Raw genomic sequence first — 17,806 nt, 5'->3', positions numbered from 1 at the left:
GACATCCTACGCGTTCCAGGGGGACCAGACATGACCAAGCCGCGGCTCGCCTCGTTGCTGCTGCTTTCCACCACGATCCTCACGCCGTCGCTGGCGTGGGCACAGGACAGCAGCACACCTCCCGCTCCCGAGAGCCCCGCCCCGCCCTCCGCATCGGCTGAAACCGAAGCCGACGCGGAAGGCCAGGCTCCCGAAATCTCGGTGCCCGGCGGCGCCATCATCGTCACCGGCCAGCGCAGCCGCAACGCGATGCGCACCGCGCCGCAGGTGATCTCGGTCCTTTCCACCGAGGAAATCGCCCGCACCGGCGAAGGCGACATTGCCGGCGCGCTCGGCCGCGTCACCGGTCTGTCGGTGGTCGGCAACGGCTATGTCTATGTGCGCGGCCTTGGCGACCGGTATTCGCTGGCCCTGCTCAACGGCTCCCCCCTGCCGAGCCCCGAACCGCTCAAGCGCGTGGTCCCGCTCGACCTCTTCCCGACCAGCATCGTGGCGTCCTCGCTCGTGCAGAAGAGCTATTCGGCGAACTTCCCGGGTGAATTCGGCGGCGGCGTGATCAACCTCACCACCAAGGCGATTCCGGACAAGAACTTCCTGGAAATCGGCGGCGGCATCGGCTGGGACACCGAGACGACCAACCAGCTGAGCTACACGTATTACGGCTCGAAGACCGACTGGACGGGCTGGGACAACGGCAACCGTTCGATCCCCTCGGCCCTGCAGGACTATTTCAACAGCGATCAGGTCATCAATCCCACCAGCGACTTGGCCCAGCAGCTGGGCGGTTTGCTGGTCAACGGCCGCAACGCGGTGATCCAGCGGGTCGACCATACCCAGCCGAACTGGTCTGCGGACCTGTCGGCCGGCGCCAAGTTCGATCTCGGCTGGGGTACTCTCGGCGTGATCGGCGCGGCCGGGTACTCGAACAAGACGCAGACCAAGCAGATCACCCAGCAGCGCGCGCAGGGGCTGACGTCCCAGCAGCTGTTCGAGGATTTTACTGCCGTGAACACCGACAACCGCATTGTCGGCAATGCCCTGCTGGGCCTTGGTCTGGAATGGGGTGAGAACTCGATCCGCTGGACCAACGTGTACATTCACGACACCGACAAGCACACGGGCCTGCGCATCGGCCACCGCGAGAACAACGCGCAGGCCGATTACATGAACCAGACCACGGCGTGGTACGAACGCCAGTTGATCGACACCCAGTTCGTCGGTGAGTTCAAGCCGGCCGACAACACCACGATCGATGTGCGCGCCGGCTACGCCAACTCCAAGCGCCTCGCCCCGTTCGAAATCACCGCCGAATACTTGCGCACCAATACCGACACCGACCAGTTCGGTGCCGATTTCGTCAACCGTTTGGGCAATGGCAACCAGGAGCCGACGACCATCACCTTCTCGCGCCTAAACGAGAACGTGTGGTCCGCCGGGGCCGACCTTAGCCACATGTTCGTGCCGGGCTGGACGGGCACGGTAGGCTATTCCTACCAGATCAACTCGCGCACCAACTCCCGCCGTTCGCTGGGCGTCTATGCCTATGGCGACCAGAACCAGATCTCGAACTTCGGCCTGCTGCGCCTTGACGTGCTGCTGCAGCCGGGCACCTGGAACCTGATCGACAACGGCGTGAACTACGGCCTCGAACTGCGCGAACCCGATGCGGCGACTTCGGTGTTCGATTCGCGGCTGCTCAACCACGCCTTCTACGGCAAGCTGGACGGCGAGATCACCGACGCGCTGAGCTTCGACCTTGGCGTGCGCTGGGAATACGCCAAGCTTTCGACGATCCTGCGCCCGGTTGGCCAGGCCGCTTCGCAGCCCACCGACCTCAAGAACGAGTACTTCCTGCCCGCGCTGACGCTGACTTACGAAGTCCAGCCCGGCATGCAGGTCCGCGCCAGCGCGTCCAAGACCATCGCCCGCCCGCAGTTCCGCGAGCTGCTCTATCAACCGTACTTCGATCCCGACACCAACCGCACGTATCAGGGCAACCCGTTCCTCGTGGACAGTCAGCTCTATAATGCCGAGGCGCGGTGGGAGTGGTACTTCGCGCCCGAACAGCGCGTGTCGCTTGGCGGGTTCTTCAAGCGCATCAACAAGCCGATCGAATCGTTCCTGACCGGTTCGGAGAGCTTCATCACGTCCTACGGCAACGCGCCCAAGGCCAACCTCTACGGCGTCGAACTGGAAGCGCAGAAGTACGTACGCCTCGAAAGCATGGGCAAGTTCTTCGAGACGCGCCGCTTGCTGCTCATCGGCAACTACACCTTCACCAAGTCGGAACTGAAGGTCTCCGATACCGATACCGTGCGCATCTACGGCGCCGGTACCGCCACCTCGCTCGCCACCGATTACTTCATGAACGGCGCCCCGCTGACCGGTCAGTCGAAGCATATCGGCAACGTGCAGATCGGGCTGGAAGACACCGACCACCTTTCGCAGCAGACGCTGCTGTTCAACTACGCCAGCAAGCGCGCGGTCAGCCGCGGTCTGGCCAACTCCGGCCAGCCGGACGTGGTCGAGAATCCGGGCCTCACCATCGATCTGGTGGTGCGGCAGGGCATCAGGCTCTCCGAGAACAAGGAAATCGAGCTGAAGTTCGAGGGCCGCAACCTCACCGGTCGCGGCCATCAGGAATACCAGCAAATGGAAGACGGCCGGGTGGACTACAATACTTACGACCTCGGCCGCGTCTTCACGATCTCGGCCTCGGCCAAGTTCTGATCGCTTCTCTCACCCGGAGGACCCTGACCCTCCGGACTATCCTTGAAGGGCCCGGCCGCGAGCATCGCGACCGGGCCCTCTTTTTCCCGCCCTCTTTTTTCTTTTGCCTCCACGCCCGCCCCCGGGTAAGGGCGGGGCGTCATCTGGGGAGTAGCCGCCCGCGTTTCCCGCGCGGGACCTGTCGTCAACATACTTGGTCGAGAGACCGTGGCGCACAGGAGGACGGACCGAACGATTTCGGACCAGTCCGGGCGAGACCAATGGCGTTGCAGCTCCGTCCGGCCGGGCGGGTTCTGCCGCGCTATTGTCTTGTCTGTCGCCCGGCCCGGAGAATTCGCCTTGGAAGCCCTGCTCACGTCGACCGCCGTCGTCGCACTCGCCGAGATCGGCGACAAGACCCAGTTGCTCGCCATCCTCCTTGCCACGCGTTTCAAGCGGCCCTGGCCAATTGTCGGCGGCATTTTCGTGGCGACGCTGGCCAATCACTTCCTCGCCGCGCTGGTCGGCGAACAGGCCGCTGCCTTCCTTCAGGGCCACTGGTTCCGCTACCTGATTGCCTTCAGCTTCATCGCCATGGCCGCCTGGACGCTGGTTCCCGACAAATTCGACGATGACGAAGCGCCCAAGCCCAGCCGCTTCGGCCCCTTCCTGACGACCGCGATCGCCTTCTTTCTGGTCGAAATGGGCGACAAGACGCAGATCGCCACGATCGCACTGGGCGCCCGATTCCAGAGCGTTCTGCCGGTCATGGCCGGCACCACGCTGGGCATGATGATCGCCAATGTGCCCGCCGTGTTCCTTGGCGATGCGCTTATCAAACGCGTTCCGCTGGGCATGGTCCGCACGGTGGCCGCGCTGCTGTTCCTGGTGATCGGCCTCTGGCTGCTGGCCCAGACTTCCGGCCTGCTGGGCGGCTGACAGGTCCACCCGCGCCGTGAGGTGCAAGCAGAGCATGATCCGTTCAAACGGAAGCGGATCATGCTCTGTCTATCATTCGGTGGCCGCATTTTCCGCGCCGTCGGATGCCATCGCCGCAGAGCGGTTATTGACGGGCTCTCCATTTGCCTCAAGTGTTTGCACCTTGGCTGGAGAGACTCGCGCATGAAACCCAGATACCTGGCCTGCATCGCCGCCGTGGTGCCTTTCGGGCTGATCCCCGTGGCCGCCGATGCGGGGTTTTACAGCGGCAATGAACTCTACGACGTCTGCACCGCCGAAAAGGGCGACAAGGGCTATGTCGAGAGCGCCTATCAGTGCCTCGCCTATATCACCGGCGCGGTCGATGCCTTCAACACCACGCGGGAGGCCGCCAAGCTCAAGAGCTGCATCCCGCCGGACGTGACGATCAGCCAGCTCAAGGATGTCACGGTCGCCTACTTGCGCGACAATCCGGAGACCCGCAACGCCTCCGCCTCCTCGCAAGTCTATGCAGCAACGCGCAAGGCATGGGCCTGCCCCGGCGCGAAACCAGCCGCCGCAGCGACGACGAAAAAGAAGAAATAAGCGCCCGTTTATTCCCCGCGCAGAGGAGCGCCGTCTTCCGGCCATTCGATATCGAGCCGCAGCCGCGTCAGGCTCAGGGTCGCTATGCGCCACGCACCGTCTTCGCGGCGGTAGGTCTCGTGATAATGACCGCGCCCGAGGATGCGCTTCCAGCCCTGCCGGGGATGGCGATCCTCCCATTCGATCACGTCCTGCATCGCCCAGATCGCGCGGGCATTCGCCGCATCGACGATCTCGATCTCGGCCGTCAGCCCCTGATGGCACGACACTGCGTGCTCCAGACTGTGCCGAAGACTGGCGGCATAGTTCGCCCCGCCTTCCGAATAGATGTCCCCCGCCGGGGTCACGACGGTCATGTCGCGGGTGAAAACGGAGGCCAGCTCGTCCCACAGCTTGCAGTCCATGCACCGGAAGTACTTCGCCTTGAGGGCGCGGATGTCCTCGATGGCTTCCAGCCTTGCTATTCTGTCCAAGATTGCCTCCGTCCTCACGGGATCCGCAGTACGAACGCGCCTTCCGGCAGGTCGAGCCCGATCCGGCGGCGCTGCCCGCATGGTCAAGACAGCCTTCCCGGGCATGCGTTCGCCTGACCGGCCAATGCGCACAGAGAGATCCTGCTCGCCATTCGAGACCGGAGAATGTGACAGGTGACCGAATTCCCCGCCGCCGACCGCTTCAGCGACGGCGCTGACGACAATCCCTACTGGAACGAGAACAGCTGGTTCTCCGTCTCGATCCCCGAACGCGGCATTCACGGCCTGATCCAGCATTTCTTCCGGCCCAATATGGGCCTGCTGAACGGCGGCCCGGTGCTGTGGGATCGCACCGGAACCACGCAGTGGAACTGCCTCTACTACAACTGGAGCCATTTGCAGGCGATCCCGGAGGGCGCCGGGAAGTTCGACGTGACGGCCCGCAATTCGCTCTCCGTCAGGGTTCTGGAACCGCTCAACCGGTACAAGATCGATTACGACCGCGACGGGTTCCGGATGGACCTGCTGTGGGAAGCCGTGGGCCGGCATCACCGGATGGAAACCGGCGATCCCGATCAGGCGAAGACCGCCGCCTATCATATCGAGCAGCCGGGCCGGATGACCGGCACGATCCGGCGGGGCGGCGAACTCTATCCGATCGATTGCTGGTCCATGCGGGACTGTTCGTCCGGCCCCTACGACACCGAGCACTGGCCGACCGGCGGTTATTTCTGGGGCATCGGCGAGAGCGGCAGCTTCCTGACGCTCTGTATCGGCAAGGCCCGCGAAGTGCAGACCATGGGCGGCTTTCTGATGCGGGACGGCGTCATGGCGTCACTCGCATCGGGCAAGCGCACCGTGCTCGAATACGGCCACTTCGGACCCAGCCGCGTGATCTTCGAAGGCACCGATACCATGGGCCGCCGGATCACCGCGACCGGGACCATCGAACCCGGTCTGGTGTTCACCGGCTACACCGATCACACCGTGATCTGGTCGCTCGAAAAATGGGATGTCGCCGGCGAAACCTACTGGGGCGACAATCAGGAGTTCTATCCGGCCGAGGTCTTCCGCAAGATAGCGCGGGGCAAGATCAAGCTCGGCGCGTGAGCCCCGCTCACACCGTGTCGAAGACGTACCCCAACGAGCGCACGGTGCGCAGCGGATTGCCGGCACCCACGCCCTTGAGCGCGCGGCGCAGGCGGCCGATCCAGACGTCCACGGTGCGCTCGTCCACCGCCGGTTCCTGCTTGCCGAGCGCGGCGATCAGCTGGGTGCGGGTGAACACGCGGCCGGGATGCTCGATGAAATAGCGCAGCAAGCGCAGTTCGTTGGGCATCAGCGAGATCGGCTTGCCCTGCCAGCGGGCCTGGAACGCAGCCACGTCCACCGTCAGTTCGCCTTGCGCCAGCACGCGCAGGCCGGTGCTTTCCTGTTCGCCGATATTGGCGCCCAGCACGCGATCCAGCAGCGTCGCGCGGGTTAGCGGGCCGACGATATAGTCGTCCGCGCCCATGCGCAGCGCGCGCTTGCGATCCTCCTGGTTGTCTTCCTCAAGCACCATGGTCACGTGCGCGGTCTGCGTCAGCGGATCGGCGCGCAGGCGGCGGCACAGTTCAAGGCCCGACATTTCCGGCAGCACCCAGTCGATAAAGAGCCAGAGCGCGCCTTCCAGCAGCGGAAGCTCGGCAAAGTCGCTCCAGCGGTGCAGCACGACATCGAAGTCGTCATGCCGGAAGGCGGCGAGCCCCCCGGAGAGTTCGCTGGTCAGGAAGATGTCGATCCGCTGCATGGCCCCCGCGCCTTTTTGCCCCGATGTTCAGGGGCACGCGCGGCTAATTGCCCGGTGACTGTGACGATCACGTGACAATTCGGACAATACTGCCGTCAAAACAGAAGCCTGCCGACAGTTGGCACAGAGACACAAATTTCCTGTCATCGAATTGACCCGCAACCGTCACGCCCGCGCAACGCGAAGATGCCAAATATGACACAGCGAAACGGGGGTTTTGGAACGATGCGCAACGACGTGCAGGCACTCTTCGAACGCACCACGGGCCTTGCTGTCGGCAACGACAGCGGCGACGAACCCGGCGGCAAGATTCCCGCCTGGCTCGATTTGCCCGATCCCAAGGGCTTCCGCCCCAAGCGCAAGTACGACACCGTGTGGATCTCCGACGTCCACCTCGGCACACGCGGCTGCAATGCCGAGATGCTGGTCGATTTCCTGCGCTCCATCGAATGCAAGACGCTCTACCTCGTTGGCGACATTGTCGACGGCTGGCGCCTGCGCAAGGGCTGGTACTGGCCCGACGCCCACAACGAAGTGATCCGCCGCATCCTCAAGATGGCCCATCGCGGTACCCGCGTGGTCTTCGTCGCGGGCAACCATGACGAGATGCTGCGCGATTACGCGGGCCTCACCTTCGGCGGCGTTGAACTGGTGCTGGAAGCGGTCCACGAAACCAAGGACGGTCGCCGCCTGCTGGTCACCCACGGCGATGCTTTCGACGGCGTGGTGCTCTATGCCCGCTGGCTCGCGTTTCTGGGCGACAAGGCATACGGCATGCTGCTGCGCGCCAACATCGTGTTCAACGCGGTGCGCCGCCGCCTGAAGCTGCCGTACTGGTCGCTCTCGGCCTACATGAAGAAGAAGGTCAAGAACGCCGTCCAGTACGTGTGCAGCTACGAGGAAGCTGTTGCAAACGAGGCGATCTCGCGCGGGTTCGACGGCGTGGTCTGCGGCCACATTCACTGCGCCGAGATCCGCCAGTTCGGCGGCATCACTTACTATAACGACGGCGACTGGGTGGAAAGCTGCACCGCGCTGGTCGAGGATGCCAGCGGCCATATCTCGATCATCGACTGGATTGCCGAGACGGGAGGCCACACCGTTTCAGCCGATGCGCTGGCGGAGGCCGCCGAGTGAAGCTGACGCTGGCGACCGACGCCTGGCTTCCCCAAGTCAACGGCGTCGTCCGCTCGCTCTCGGCCACGCTGGATGAGCTGGTCCGGCGCGGTCATCAGGTCGAAACGCTGACGCCCGAACAGTTCCTGACCGTGCCGATGCCCGGCTATCCCTCGATCCGTCTGGCCATGGCGCCGCGCTTCGGGGTGCGCCGGATGCTCGACCGGACCCGGCCGGACATCGTCCATATCGCCACCGAAGGCCCGATCGGCTGGGCCGCGCGCGGCTGGTGCCTTGCCCGCGGGGTGCCGTTCACTTCGGCCTTCCATACCCGCTTTCCCGAATATGCCGCCGTGCGCACCGGGATCAGCGCCGAACGCTTCTGGCCCATCATGCAGCGCTTCCACGCGCCGAGCCAGGCCGTCCTGGTCTCCACCGCCAGCCTTGCCAAGGAACTGAGCGAGCGCGGCATCGGCCATACCCGGCGCTGGAGCCGGGGCATCGACCACGGCCAGTTCCGCCCCCACGGCCCGCGCCACCCGGCGATGGGTGCCCTGCCCGGCCCGGTCCTGCTCAACGTCGGCCGCGTCGCGCCCGAGAAGAACCTTGAGGCGTTCCTCGACGCGGACGTGCCCGGCAGCAAGGTTGTGGTGGGAGACGGCCCCGCGCTGGAAAGCCTGCGCCGCCGCTATCCGCACGTGCTGTTCCTCGGCGCCCTCGGCGGAGAGGAACTGGCGAGCGCCTATCGCACTGCCGACTGCTTCGTGTTTCCAAGCCTCACCGACACTTTCGGCCTCGTAGTGATCGAGGCACTGGCCTGCGGCACCCCGGTCGCCGCCTTCCCGGTGACGGGCCCGGTCGACATCCTCGGCCATCATGGCTGCGGCGTCGACGAGCCGCTGGATCGGCCCGCCGGAGCGGTGGACGATGACCTTGCCGTCGCGATCCGCAAGGCGCTGCGCATCAACCGGGTGGACGCTGCGGCTTTGGGTGCACAGTTCTCATGGGAACGCGCGACCGACCAGTTCCTCGCGGCGCTGACGGCGGCGCTGGAAGGCGATCGCGGGCTGCTCAGCGCGGCTTGAAGGGGCGGATCAGGACTTTCCGATTCATTACTCCGTCGCCCCCGCGAAGGCGGGAGCCCCGCTACCTTTTCGCCTCGCTCGCCGAGAAAAGCGGGGTCCCCGCCTTCGCGGGGACGACGGGGTTAGAGCGAACTGATTTCACCCGACCTTGCCGCTGATGCGCTACCGGAACCCCAGACTGCGCGAGATCAGCGCCGCTTCCGCCACCACCATCTGCGCCAGTTCGGAAAGCCGATCCCGTGCCCGCGCGGTCGGTGCGGCGATCACCAGTGCGCCGACGACCTGCCTCGCCGCATCCCGGATCACGGCCGCCGTGCCGGTGACGCCCTCGGCCGCCTGATCGACGGTCTGCGCAAAACCCTGCTCTCGCGCGATGCCGATCTCCGCCCTGAGCGCCGCCCGGTCGACCTGCGTGGCCGGTGCCAGCCGCTGGGCGACCAGCCGCTTGAGATAGCTGTCCACCGCCTCGGGCGAACACGTGGCCAAGAGCGCCCGCCCGCCCGCCGTGGCGTAGAACGGCCGTCGGTCACCGATACTGACGAGGTAGCGGACGACATGGCTGCTCTCGACAAGGTCGACATAGGTCATGCTGTCGCCCTGCGGCTCACCGACGCCGAGCAGCACCGTCTCGCCGCTGGCGCGGCTGAGGCGGCGCATGCCGTCGCGGATGAGGTCGGAACTTTGCAGCCGCCGCCGCGCCTCGGTCAGCGCGCTGCCCAGCCCGAAGGCACCGGGCCCGAGCCGCCATGCGCCGTCCAGACCAGTCACGAACCCCTCGTCCGCAAGCCCCCGCAACAGCGCCGCCAGACTGCTCTTGGGCGTGGCGAGGCGGCGGCTGAGATCGGCCAGCGAGACCGGCTCGCTGCTGGCGCAAAGCACTTCGAGCAGGCGGATCACCCGCGTCACCGACTGCGGCGATGCCGCCCGTCGCTCTCCCTCCTGCACCGTGTCGCTCATCTGGTCCTACCGAAACGCCGGGATCACTTCGTCCGCGAATAGTTTCGCATAGGCAAGGAAGCGCTCGGCAGGAAGCCCGGGCGGCATCATCATCGTGGCATGTTCGATCGGGGCGGCTTCGCGCAGCCCACGAAAATGATCGACCGCCTCGGCGGGGGTAAGGATGCGCAGCGTGCCGCTGGCCTTGAAGGCATCGAGCGTCAACGGCTTGAACAGCGGATCGTCGATGCCGATCGCCCCGTCCTCGGCCATCCACGCGGCGTAGGAATTGGCGACGTGCAGGAAATGCGGGGCCAGTTCGTCCATGGCCGCCGCCTTGTCATGCGCCACCACCAGCATCAGTTCCTGCACCCAGACTTTCGCCTCGGCCGGGTCCTTGCCCTGCGCCTCCAGCTTCTGGCGATAGAGCGGCCAGACATCGGCATTGCCGAAGTAGCCGTCGCCATACTTCGCCACGCGCTCCATCGCCTTGGGCGCGAAGCCGCCGATGTAGAGCGGCACCTGCCCCCGGCTTGAGAGCGCAGCAACCCGCGCGCCTTCCAGCCGGAAGTGATCGCCCGAAAAATCGACCGTCTCGCCCGCCCAGAGGCGGCGCACCACGTGCAGGAACTCATCGAACCGCGCGCCGCGCTTGCGGAAGTCGAGCCCGTGCGCCGCATATTCGCGCGCCCGGTACCCGATGGCGAGGCCCATCCTGAGCCGTCCGCCCGAGATCGCATCGAGCACCGCGCAGTCCTCGGCAAAGCGCAACGGTTCATAAAGCGGGCCAAGCGCGATCCCCGCCCCCAGCGCCATCCGCTTCGTACGCGCGGCAATCGCTGCCAGCATGACCATCGGCGAGGTCATGTAGCCGTCCTCGGCAAGGTGATGCTCAGGCACCCACGCACCATCGAAGCCAAGCGCCTCGGTTTCGGCAACCACGTCGAGCACTTCAGCATGAAGCACCTCGGACGAGCGGCGCCAGGGCGCCGGGTTGCGCATGTCGTAGAGGTAACCGAAGCCCAATTCGCGCACTGATACTCTCCTGTAGTCGGGGAGAGCCTAGCGTGCGGCGAGCGCACGGAACATCAGGCGCCGGGGCGCCGGGGCGATGATGCTTTTCGGGCGGGAGCAACGGCAGGACGACCGGGCTGTTGCGGTAGGTGCGAGGCGGATCGGATTATGTCCGGGATGCGGACTTTCTGCCGGATAACTGCTGTTCCGGATCGCCAACCAAAGCGGACGTTGGCATTTCGGTAGGCGAGTGGCATTCTCAGCCAATGGTAAACACCAGAGCCCTTTTCCAAATCGGAGACGCCGCTGAAGAGGCCGGAAACTTCGCACACGCTCGTGCAGCCTTTGAACGCGGCGCTATTCTCGGCGACGGAGATTGTCTCACACGCCTCGCTTACCTTTTCGAAACTGGAACTGGCGTCGAAGCGGACAAATCTACCGCAATGCGGCTCTACCAACGTGCTTGGCGCAAGGAGCATAATATCGTGGCGGGCTCGAACATCGCCATACTATATCGTGAACGAAAAGAGTGGCGGTCCATGTTCCGATGGTGGCAGCGGGTTGCGGAAACCGGTGATGGAAGCTCTCAATTGGAAATGGCGAAGTGTTACTTTCGAGGGCGCGGCGTCAGGCGCGACGTGCAGGCAGCACTCCGCTGCCTCGCGATTGCCGAAAGTTCGTTCTACATCAGCGAATACGAGCGAGACCTAGTTCGACGCCTTTTGCGTAAGCTCCGCCCACGGCGGGTTTAAATCAGCTTGGGCGTGCCACTCCTGATTATGTCTGCTTCCCCAACACATCAGCCCTTCGGCACGGTGCCGCAATGCTTCAAAAGCGGACATCACTGCTTTCCTCTCCTCCCGACCATCGTTTCGATCCCGCTCAGGCTGAGCTTGTCGAAGCCCTCTGCGGCGTGGCGCTGTGGCTCCTATCCTTCGACAAGCTCAGGATGAGCGGTGCGTGAGAAAGTGAGGCAGTTTTCTCCGTTCATCGAACGCTGCGCAAAAGAAAAACGGGTTCACGCAGAGGCGCAAAGGTGTAGCGCTTCGGGAGAAGTCGTTTTGCGCTGCAAGGCTGCGGTTGCCGCAGTGTCGGGTGAAGAAGGAGAGATCGCGGCCCGGAGCGACATCTCTGCGCCCCCGCGTCTCCGCGTGATCCGATTTGCTTTTTCCGACCTGCGCCCAATCCCGCTCAGGCTGAGCGTGTCGAAGCCTCCTGCGGCGTGGCGCTGAAGCTCCTATCCTTCGACAAGCTCAGGATGAGCGGTGTGTGGGCGGGAAGTCTCGCTGGAAAGGTCGTGCATCTGCTGAAACTTCCCGGGCAGGCCCCGCAAGGTAATCATTCCCCTGCCCCCATGCGAAAGCCCGCCCGGGAAGTTCCCCTCGATCAGTCGAGGTACATCGCGCGCAGCTTTTCGATCTGCGCCTGATCCATGCCCATCTCGTCCTTGAAGTAGCCCATGGCGCCGCCCGGGTGCGCGTCGAGCTGGCTGAGCGCGGCCTCGATATAGCTGCGGTCTGCCTTCATGAACGCCGATTGCACGGCAGGCGGCAGCGACAGGAAGGCCTGTCCGGTGGCAGCATTCGGCGAAGTCTTCGCCTTGGCCATCGCCGCCGGGAGATATTGGTTGGTGAGCAGGTAGTCCTGGATCACCGTCTCGCGCGGCACGCCCAGCGCGGTGAGCAGCAGCGCGGCGGAAACGCCGGTGCGGTCCTTGCCGGCCGAGCAGTTGAAGGCCAGCGGCGCCTGTCCCGCCAGCAACTGCGCAAACATGCGCTTGTACTGCGGCCCGAAAGTCTTGAGCATCATCGGATAGCTCTTGGCCATCATCCCGGTCGCGCCTTCCGGCGTGATCTTGCCCATGTCCTTGGGCATCAGGCCAATTGCCATGCCGTCGTAATCATCGGCGAAGATGGTCGGGCCGGTTCCGGCCGCCCACGGCATCGGCTCGGCCTTGCGCTCGTTCTTGTCGCGGTAGTCGCAGACGGTCTTGAGGCCCAGCTTGTTGAGGTAGGCAAGATCGCCCGCCGTCAGATCCACCATCGAGCCCGAGCGGAACAACAGGCCCCACTTCACGGTGTGGCCGTTGGCGGTGCGATAGCCACCAAGGTCACGGAAGTTGCGGCCGCCTTCGAGCGGCAGCAGGCGCTGGTGCGCTGCAGGAGCAGCAGCGGTGACGGGTGCTTCACCAGCGGCCTGGACGGCGAAGAAAGCCGGGGTGGACAGCGCGACAAGCGCTGCCCCGAGGATGGCGATCTGACGGATCTTCATTGTTTTTCCTTATGTTCTCTCAGGCTCAGTATTGGATGGTCGCCTGCACGCCGAAGGTGCGCGGGTCGTTGAAGATGCCGTAGTAGCCGAGCGACGCACCGCCGTTGGCCTTCACGAAAGTATGCTGTTCGTTGAAGAGATTGCGGGCCCAGACCGCCAGTTCCAGCTTGGCGCCGGTGCCGGGCATTTCCATGTCGCCCAGCGCGATGCGGCCGTTGACGACGAACGAGGAACCGGTCTTCGTCGGATCGTTGGCCATCGAGTACTGACCCGAGGAATAGTTGCCGTCGAGGTGGAAGTGCAGCGAGGCGTTGTCCACCGGCAGCTGGTAATCGACGGCGCCGCTGGCGGCATGGTCAGGCGTGTAGACGGCGTAGACCGGCGTCAGCACATTGCCCATGAACGGGTTCGGCGCGGGCGGCAGGTGCACGTCGGTATAGGCATAGGAGCCGCTCAGCGTCAGGCCTTCCAGCGGCGTGACGGTCAGGTCGGCTTCAATACCCTTGATGCGGCCGTTGCCATCGGCATTGGTGGTCTCGATCGTGCCGCGCGTGGTGTTGGCGACCGGCGCGTTGAAGTCGATCTGCATATCCTTGTAGGCCGAGGTATAGGCAGCGATGTTGAAGCGGGCGTGGTTGTCGAGGAACTCGGTCTTCGCGCCGATTTCGAAGGTCGCAACCGATTCCGGGTTGAAGGCGCGATAGGTGAGCGAGCGGCTGTTGGCGCCGCCGGCCTTATAGCCGGTGCTGTATTTGCCGTAGACGTGCACGTCCGGCGCCACGTCGACCGCAAGGTTCACCATCGGGTCGAAATGATCCCACGACTTGTCGAGCGTGTAGTCGGTGGCAACGCCGTTCACTTCGTCCAGACCGCCGGTCTTGGCGTCATGCGTATAGCGGCCGCCGGCAGTGAGGTGGACGATCTCATTCAGCATCTCGGGCGTCCAGGTCGCCTGACCGAACACGCCGACGCTTTCCGTCTTCGCGTGGCTGGCACGGTCGGGGAACGGGATCGACGAGGTCGGCGTGGCGAGAATGGTATAGGCCGTGCCGTCCGCGTTCCACTGGTTGGTGTAGGGCGTCCAGGCGTTGTCGTTGACCTTCTCGTGGTAATAGAAGGCGCCGGTCACGAAGGTCAGCTCCTTCAGCGTGCCTATCAGCTGGAGTTCCTGGCTGTACTGCTTCTGCCACGTATCGGCGAGGCTGAAGCGGCTGAACGCGGTGTTGTTGCTGTAGCCCTTGATGAAGACGCCAAGGTTGCTCGAACCGTTGTCGTTCTGGGTCTGGCTGAGCTGGCGGTAGGAGCTGATCGACTTCACTTCCAGTTCGGGCGAAATCGTCCAGTCCAGCGTCAGCAGGTGGCCGTGCGTCTTGCCGAGCGCCCAGGGCTGCGGCACGCCGATGTTGGCGGTATCGGCGCGTTCGTCCTGCATCTGCAGCAGCGGGCCGGTGGTCTTGCTCAGCAGCTGGAGGTAGTACGGCGTGGTCTCGTCGCGCGAAATGTCGAACGAATAGAGCGCGTTGAAGTTGCTGCTGGGCTCCCAGTAAACAGCCGCGTGTGCGCCCTTCTTGTTGTAGGCGTTGAAATCGCGCGCGCTGGCGAGCGGGTTGTCCACCGTGCCGCCGCGCGTGTTGATCACGCCGTCCAGCTTGACGGAGATATTGGCGAAGCTCGGCAGATCGACGTGCAGGCTGGCTTCACGCGAATCGTAGTTGCCCACGCCGACGCTGCCGCGCGCCGCGAATTCGCCGCTGGGCTTCTTGGTGACGATGCTGATCGCGCCGCCTTCGGTGTTGCGGCCGAACAGGGTGCCCTGCGGGCCCTTGAGCACTTCGATACGCTCGACGTCGTAGAGCGCCGAGCCCAGGCCCTGCGCACGGCCCTGGAACACGCCGTCGATGTAGACGCCCACGCCCTGGTCACGGGCGGGCTGGTTGGCATCGCCCAGCGTGCCGACGCCGCGCATGCCCACGGTCAGGGCCGAGCTGCGCGAGAACATCGGCGCGATGCGCAGCGAGGGGATCGAACCATCGCCCAGCGATTCGAGGCTGACGACGTGGCGGTTCTGAAGATCTTGCGAATTGACGACAGAGATCGAGATCGGCGTGGTCTGGAGGTTCGTCTGACGCTTCTGCGCGGTGACGACGATGTCGGTAAGGCCCGAACCGCCTTCACCGTCGGCGCCCTCAGCTGCGGGTGCGGCATCGGCTGCGGCAGAAGCGGCAGCATCAGCCGGAACGTCCGCAGCATGCGCGGCGCCGCCGAGAAGGAGTGCCGAAAGCGCGGTACCGGCAAGCGCGGCGGAACGGAAGGAATGCGAAATACGAACGGACATGTGCAAGCCCCTGAGCTGTTGTCGAGGGGGCCTCTAGAACGCCTGTATGGCGCTGCCGTTACACTTGTATTGAGGTTTGAAGACACTCTGGCAGTTACGGTTGTCGCACGGCTGTCACGTGTGGCATGGTACACCCTGTAGCGCCGATACAGGCCGCGCATGAAAGAGACGACGAGCCACTTCACGTCATGGATGCTGTTTTCCAAGATTTTTCGACGCAGGAGCGCCTGATCGGGACGGTCCTCGATATGTGGGCCACGCAAGGTCATGCCGCGATTTCCGCGCGCAACTTGTCCCGTGCAACCGGGTTGCCGACTTCCAGCATCTACCATCACTTCGGATCAATGGAACACTTGTTCCACTCCGCGCAAGACCATGCCCTGAAGGCCGCGCGTAACTGGTGTTCACATCGCCTCGACGATCTGGCCCGCTGGCCCGAAGGTGGCGGGCCAGAGGCGCTGGCGGCCATGATGGCCTTGCTCATCGACGATTGGGCGCGCGATTCGCGCCCGCTCGCCTTCGCCTGGGCGCAGTGTCACCTGCTCGCTTATGACGATGCCGCCTATTTGCCCGCGCTCGAAGGATGGCGCGATATCTGGAGCCATTTCTGGCGCGAGATCTGCCATCGCGCCGGGCTCGCGGCGTTTGGCGCGGTCACCGGCCACATGTTCGAAGGCACCGCGCAGCTCCACCTGATCCGCTGGCATCCGACCATCGACCGTGCCGCGCTTGGCGAACTGTGCCACGGCTGGGGCCACTGGCTGAACGGAAAACTGACCGCCGAAACGCCGTGGCGCCGCCTCGCGCGCGAAACCGCTGCCGAAGCCACGCCTGCGGCGCCGAGCCGCAGCGCCACTGCCGCCGCCATTGCCCGGGCGGCCGCCGCCGTTGTCGAGGATGGCGGAGTGTCCGCCCTCACCCATCGGGCCGTTGCCGCGCGCGCGGGGGTGACGCTGGGCGTTGTCTCCTACAATTTCCGCACCAGTTCCGATCTGGCGGAAGCGGCCTTCGAAACCATTTACCTCGGCATCACCGAGGTCGTGCGCGAAAGCGTGCACCCGGCACCCGCGCGCGACGAAATCATTGCGTCATGGCGCGATTTTCCCTCGCAGCCGCGCGGGATTTTCGCGATCGAGGAACTGACGCTGGCCGTTGCGCGCGATCCCGCGCTGATCGCGTTCGGGCCGCAGCTGCGCTACTTGCGCGGCCGCACCAGCGGCCTGCAACTGGCAGCCCGGCTTGGCGCGATGGGCGATCAGCTATCGCCGCTCGACACTGCGATCTACTCAAGCCTGATAAGCGGACAGCGCCGCGCGCTGATCGGGCGCAGCGTTGCCGAAATCGACGCCAGCCTGGACGAGATCGAGCGTCTTATCAGGGAACTGCACGCCCCTTCCTGACGTTTCACGCGCGGGAAACCCCGCAGCGGCAGTTCAGGAAGCCGAAAGCCGGCGGGGGGCACCGTCTGCCGCACGACGGGTGCGGCCGAAGGAGAGCAGCTATGATTCGCAAGATATTCGCGATCGCCGTTGTTGCAGGACTGTTGGGCGCATCCCCGGCGATGGCCGCCAGCAGTTGCCGGGATGCCCATGGCAAGTTCGTCAAGTGCCCGACTGCCTCCGCCCAAAAGGCGCCGCCCGCCGCCGCAACGGCCAAGGGCAAGGACGGCAAGTGCCGTTACACCTCCGGCCCGAACAAGGGCAAGTTCGCCAAGTGCCCCTGACGCGGCAATAACCCGTCAGCGATAGCAGCACGGGCAGTGAAAAGGCCCGCATTCTTGCGAATGCGGGCCTTTTTCATGTCTGCAATGCAGGGCGATCTCAGAACGGGATATCGTCGTCGAGATCGTCGCCGAAGCCGCCGCCCGACGAGGAGGGCGTGCGGCCCCAATCGTCGCCGCCGCCCGTAGCACCGCCGGTGGAACCGCCCGAACGGCCCCAGTCGTCACCGCCGCCGCTGCGCGCGCCGCCGCCCGAGCGGCCGCCGCCGAAGCCGCCCGACGCGCCGCCGCTGCTGCCGCCTTCGTTCCAGCCGCCACCGCCGCTGCGTGCGCCGCCGCCACCGGCACCGCCCTGGGCGCCGTCAAGCATGGTCAGCACACCGCCGACGCCGCCGACCGAGACTTCGGTGGTGTAGCGGTCGTTACCGTTCTGGTCCTGCCACTTGCGGGTGCGCAGCTGGCCTTCGATGTAGATCTTCGAGCCCTTGCGCAGGAACCGCTCGACCACGCCGACGAGACCTTCGCTCTGGATCACGACGGAGTGCCACTCGGTACGCTCCTTGCGTTCGCCGGTTGCACGGTCTTTCCAGTTTTCGGAGGTCGCGATGCGCAGGTTGGCGATGCGGCCGCCGTTCTGGAACGACTTCACCTCGGGATCGGCACCCAGGTTGCCGATCAGAATGACCTTGTTGACACTGCCTGCCATGATGGAATCGCTTTCTTCTGAATCTTGGCGAATGGGGTAGCGAATGGGGCGCCCGGGCGCGAGTCTGATGCGCCGCGTTTCCCCAATCGAAAATGGATTTCACGCGGAGGCGCGGAGACGCGGAG

The 17,806-nt window shown here is 64.8% G+C and carries 16 protein-coding genes; 9 read left to right on the top strand and 7 right to left on the bottom strand.

Features of this window, described 5'->3' with window-relative positions; genetic code table 11:
* The first annotated feature begins 30 nt into the window (after positions 1-30).
* The 3 genes from AC1VVK_RS14270 (at position 31) to AC1VVK_RS14260 (ending at position 4,233) form a co-directional block, all read left to right on the top strand.
* Positions 31-2,730, top strand: a complete 2,700-nt coding sequence (locus tag AC1VVK_RS14270; RefSeq protein ID WP_482903486.1) for a TonB-dependent receptor domain-containing protein — start codon at positions 31-33, stop codon at positions 2,728-2,730.
* Between the two features lie 339 nt (positions 2,731-3,069).
* Positions 3,070-3,648, top strand: coding sequence for a TMEM165/GDT1 family protein (locus AC1VVK_RS14265; protein ID WP_482903485.1), 579 nt, complete (start codon positions 3,070-3,072; stop codon positions 3,646-3,648).
* Positions 3,649-3,831: 183 nt separating this feature from the next.
* Positions 3,832-4,233 carry a Rap1a/Tai family immunity protein gene (locus AC1VVK_RS14260; protein WP_132389282.1) on the top strand — a complete coding sequence of 134 codons (402 nt, stop codon included), beginning with the start codon at positions 3,832-3,834 and terminating at the stop codon, positions 4,231-4,233.
* A gap of 8 nt (positions 4,234-4,241) precedes the next feature.
* Here AC1VVK_RS14260 and AC1VVK_RS14255 read toward each other — a convergent pair whose 3' ends face one another.
* Complete coding sequence (locus AC1VVK_RS14255; protein WP_482903484.1) at positions 4,242-4,706, bottom strand: nuclear transport factor 2 family protein; 465 nt, start codon at positions 4,704-4,706, stop codon at positions 4,242-4,244.
* 174 nt (positions 4,707-4,880) lie between these two features.
* Here AC1VVK_RS14255 and AC1VVK_RS14250 point away from each other — a divergent pair, with 174 nt between their 5' ends.
* A complete protein-coding gene (locus tag AC1VVK_RS14250) occupies positions 4,881-5,816 on the top strand; it encodes a hypothetical protein (protein WP_482903483.1) in 936 nt (311 codons plus the stop codon).
* Between the two features lie 7 nt (positions 5,817-5,823).
* Here the strand turns inward: AC1VVK_RS14250 and AC1VVK_RS14245 are convergent, their stop codons facing one another.
* Positions 5,824-6,498: a response regulator transcription factor gene (locus AC1VVK_RS14245; RefSeq protein ID WP_482903482.1), complete on the bottom strand. Its 675-nt coding sequence runs from the start codon at positions 6,496-6,498 to the stop codon at positions 5,824-5,826.
* A gap of 225 nt (positions 6,499-6,723) precedes the next feature.
* Between AC1VVK_RS14245 and AC1VVK_RS14240 the strand changes: the two genes are divergently transcribed.
* Both AC1VVK_RS14240 and AC1VVK_RS14235 read left to right on the top strand, forming a co-directional pair.
* Positions 6,724-7,635: a UDP-2,3-diacylglucosamine diphosphatase gene (locus AC1VVK_RS14240; protein ID WP_482905175.1), complete on the top strand. Its 912-nt coding sequence runs from the start codon at positions 6,724-6,726 to the stop codon at positions 7,633-7,635.
* Entirely contained in the window at positions 7,632-8,699 is a 1,068-nt protein-coding gene (locus AC1VVK_RS14235; protein ID WP_482903481.1) for a glycosyltransferase family 4 protein, read from the top strand. The genes AC1VVK_RS14240 and AC1VVK_RS14235 overlap by 4 nt, the downstream gene beginning before the upstream one ends.
* Positions 8,700-8,861: 162 nt before the next feature.
* On the opposite strand, the gene AC1VVK_RS14230 is transcribed toward AC1VVK_RS14235, so the two are convergent.
* Positions 8,862-9,656 carry an IclR family transcriptional regulator gene (locus AC1VVK_RS14230; RefSeq protein ID WP_482903480.1) on the bottom strand — a complete coding sequence of 265 codons (795 nt, stop codon included), beginning with the start codon at positions 9,654-9,656 and terminating at the stop codon, positions 8,862-8,864.
* A gap of 6 nt (positions 9,657-9,662) precedes the next feature.
* Entirely contained in the window at positions 9,663-10,670 is a 1,008-nt protein-coding gene (locus AC1VVK_RS14225; protein ID WP_482903479.1) for an LLM class flavin-dependent oxidoreductase, read from the bottom strand.
* A gap of 245 nt (positions 10,671-10,915) precedes the next feature.
* On the opposite strand from AC1VVK_RS14225, the gene AC1VVK_RS14220 reads away from it, so the two are divergent.
* Positions 10,916-11,401: a tetratricopeptide repeat protein gene (locus tag AC1VVK_RS14220; protein WP_482903478.1), complete on the top strand. Its 486-nt coding sequence runs from the start codon at positions 10,916-10,918 to the stop codon at positions 11,399-11,401.
* 634 nt (positions 11,402-12,035) lie between these two features.
* On the opposite strand, the gene AC1VVK_RS14215 is transcribed toward AC1VVK_RS14220, so the two are convergent.
* Both AC1VVK_RS14215 and AC1VVK_RS14210 read right to left on the bottom strand, forming a co-directional pair.
* A complete protein-coding gene (locus AC1VVK_RS14215) occupies positions 12,036-12,920 on the bottom strand; it encodes a tyrosine-protein phosphatase (protein ID WP_482903477.1) in 885 nt (294 codons plus the stop codon).
* 25 nt (positions 12,921-12,945) lie between these two features.
* Positions 12,946-15,255, bottom strand: a complete 2,310-nt coding sequence (locus AC1VVK_RS14210; protein WP_482903476.1) for a TonB-dependent receptor — start codon at positions 15,253-15,255, stop codon at positions 12,946-12,948.
* 188 nt (positions 15,256-15,443) lie between these two features.
* Here AC1VVK_RS14210 and AC1VVK_RS14205 point away from each other — a divergent pair, with 188 nt between their 5' ends.
* Positions 15,444-16,655, top strand: coding sequence for a TetR/AcrR family transcriptional regulator (locus tag AC1VVK_RS14205; RefSeq protein WP_482903475.1), 1,212 nt, complete (start codon positions 15,444-15,446; stop codon positions 16,653-16,655).
* Positions 16,656-16,756: 101 nt separating this feature from the next.
* Positions 16,757-16,978, top strand: coding sequence for a hypothetical protein (locus tag AC1VVK_RS14200; RefSeq protein ID WP_132389262.1), 222 nt, complete (start codon positions 16,757-16,759; stop codon positions 16,976-16,978).
* Between the two features lie 97 nt (positions 16,979-17,075).
* Here AC1VVK_RS14200 and ssb read toward each other — a convergent pair whose 3' ends face one another.
* The gene (ssb, locus tag AC1VVK_RS14195) at positions 17,076-17,681 is read right to left on the bottom strand and encodes a single-stranded DNA-binding protein (RefSeq protein ID WP_482903474.1); all 606 of its coding nucleotides are present in this window, start codon (positions 17,679-17,681) and stop codon (positions 17,076-17,078) included.
* Between the last annotated feature and the right edge of the window lie 125 nt (positions 17,682-17,806).

The sequence above is a fragment of the Novosphingobium sp. BL-S-32 genome, from assembly GCF_056857055.1.
Note: the sequence above shows the minus strand (reverse complement) of the source record. Positions and strands in the feature narration are given on the sequence as shown.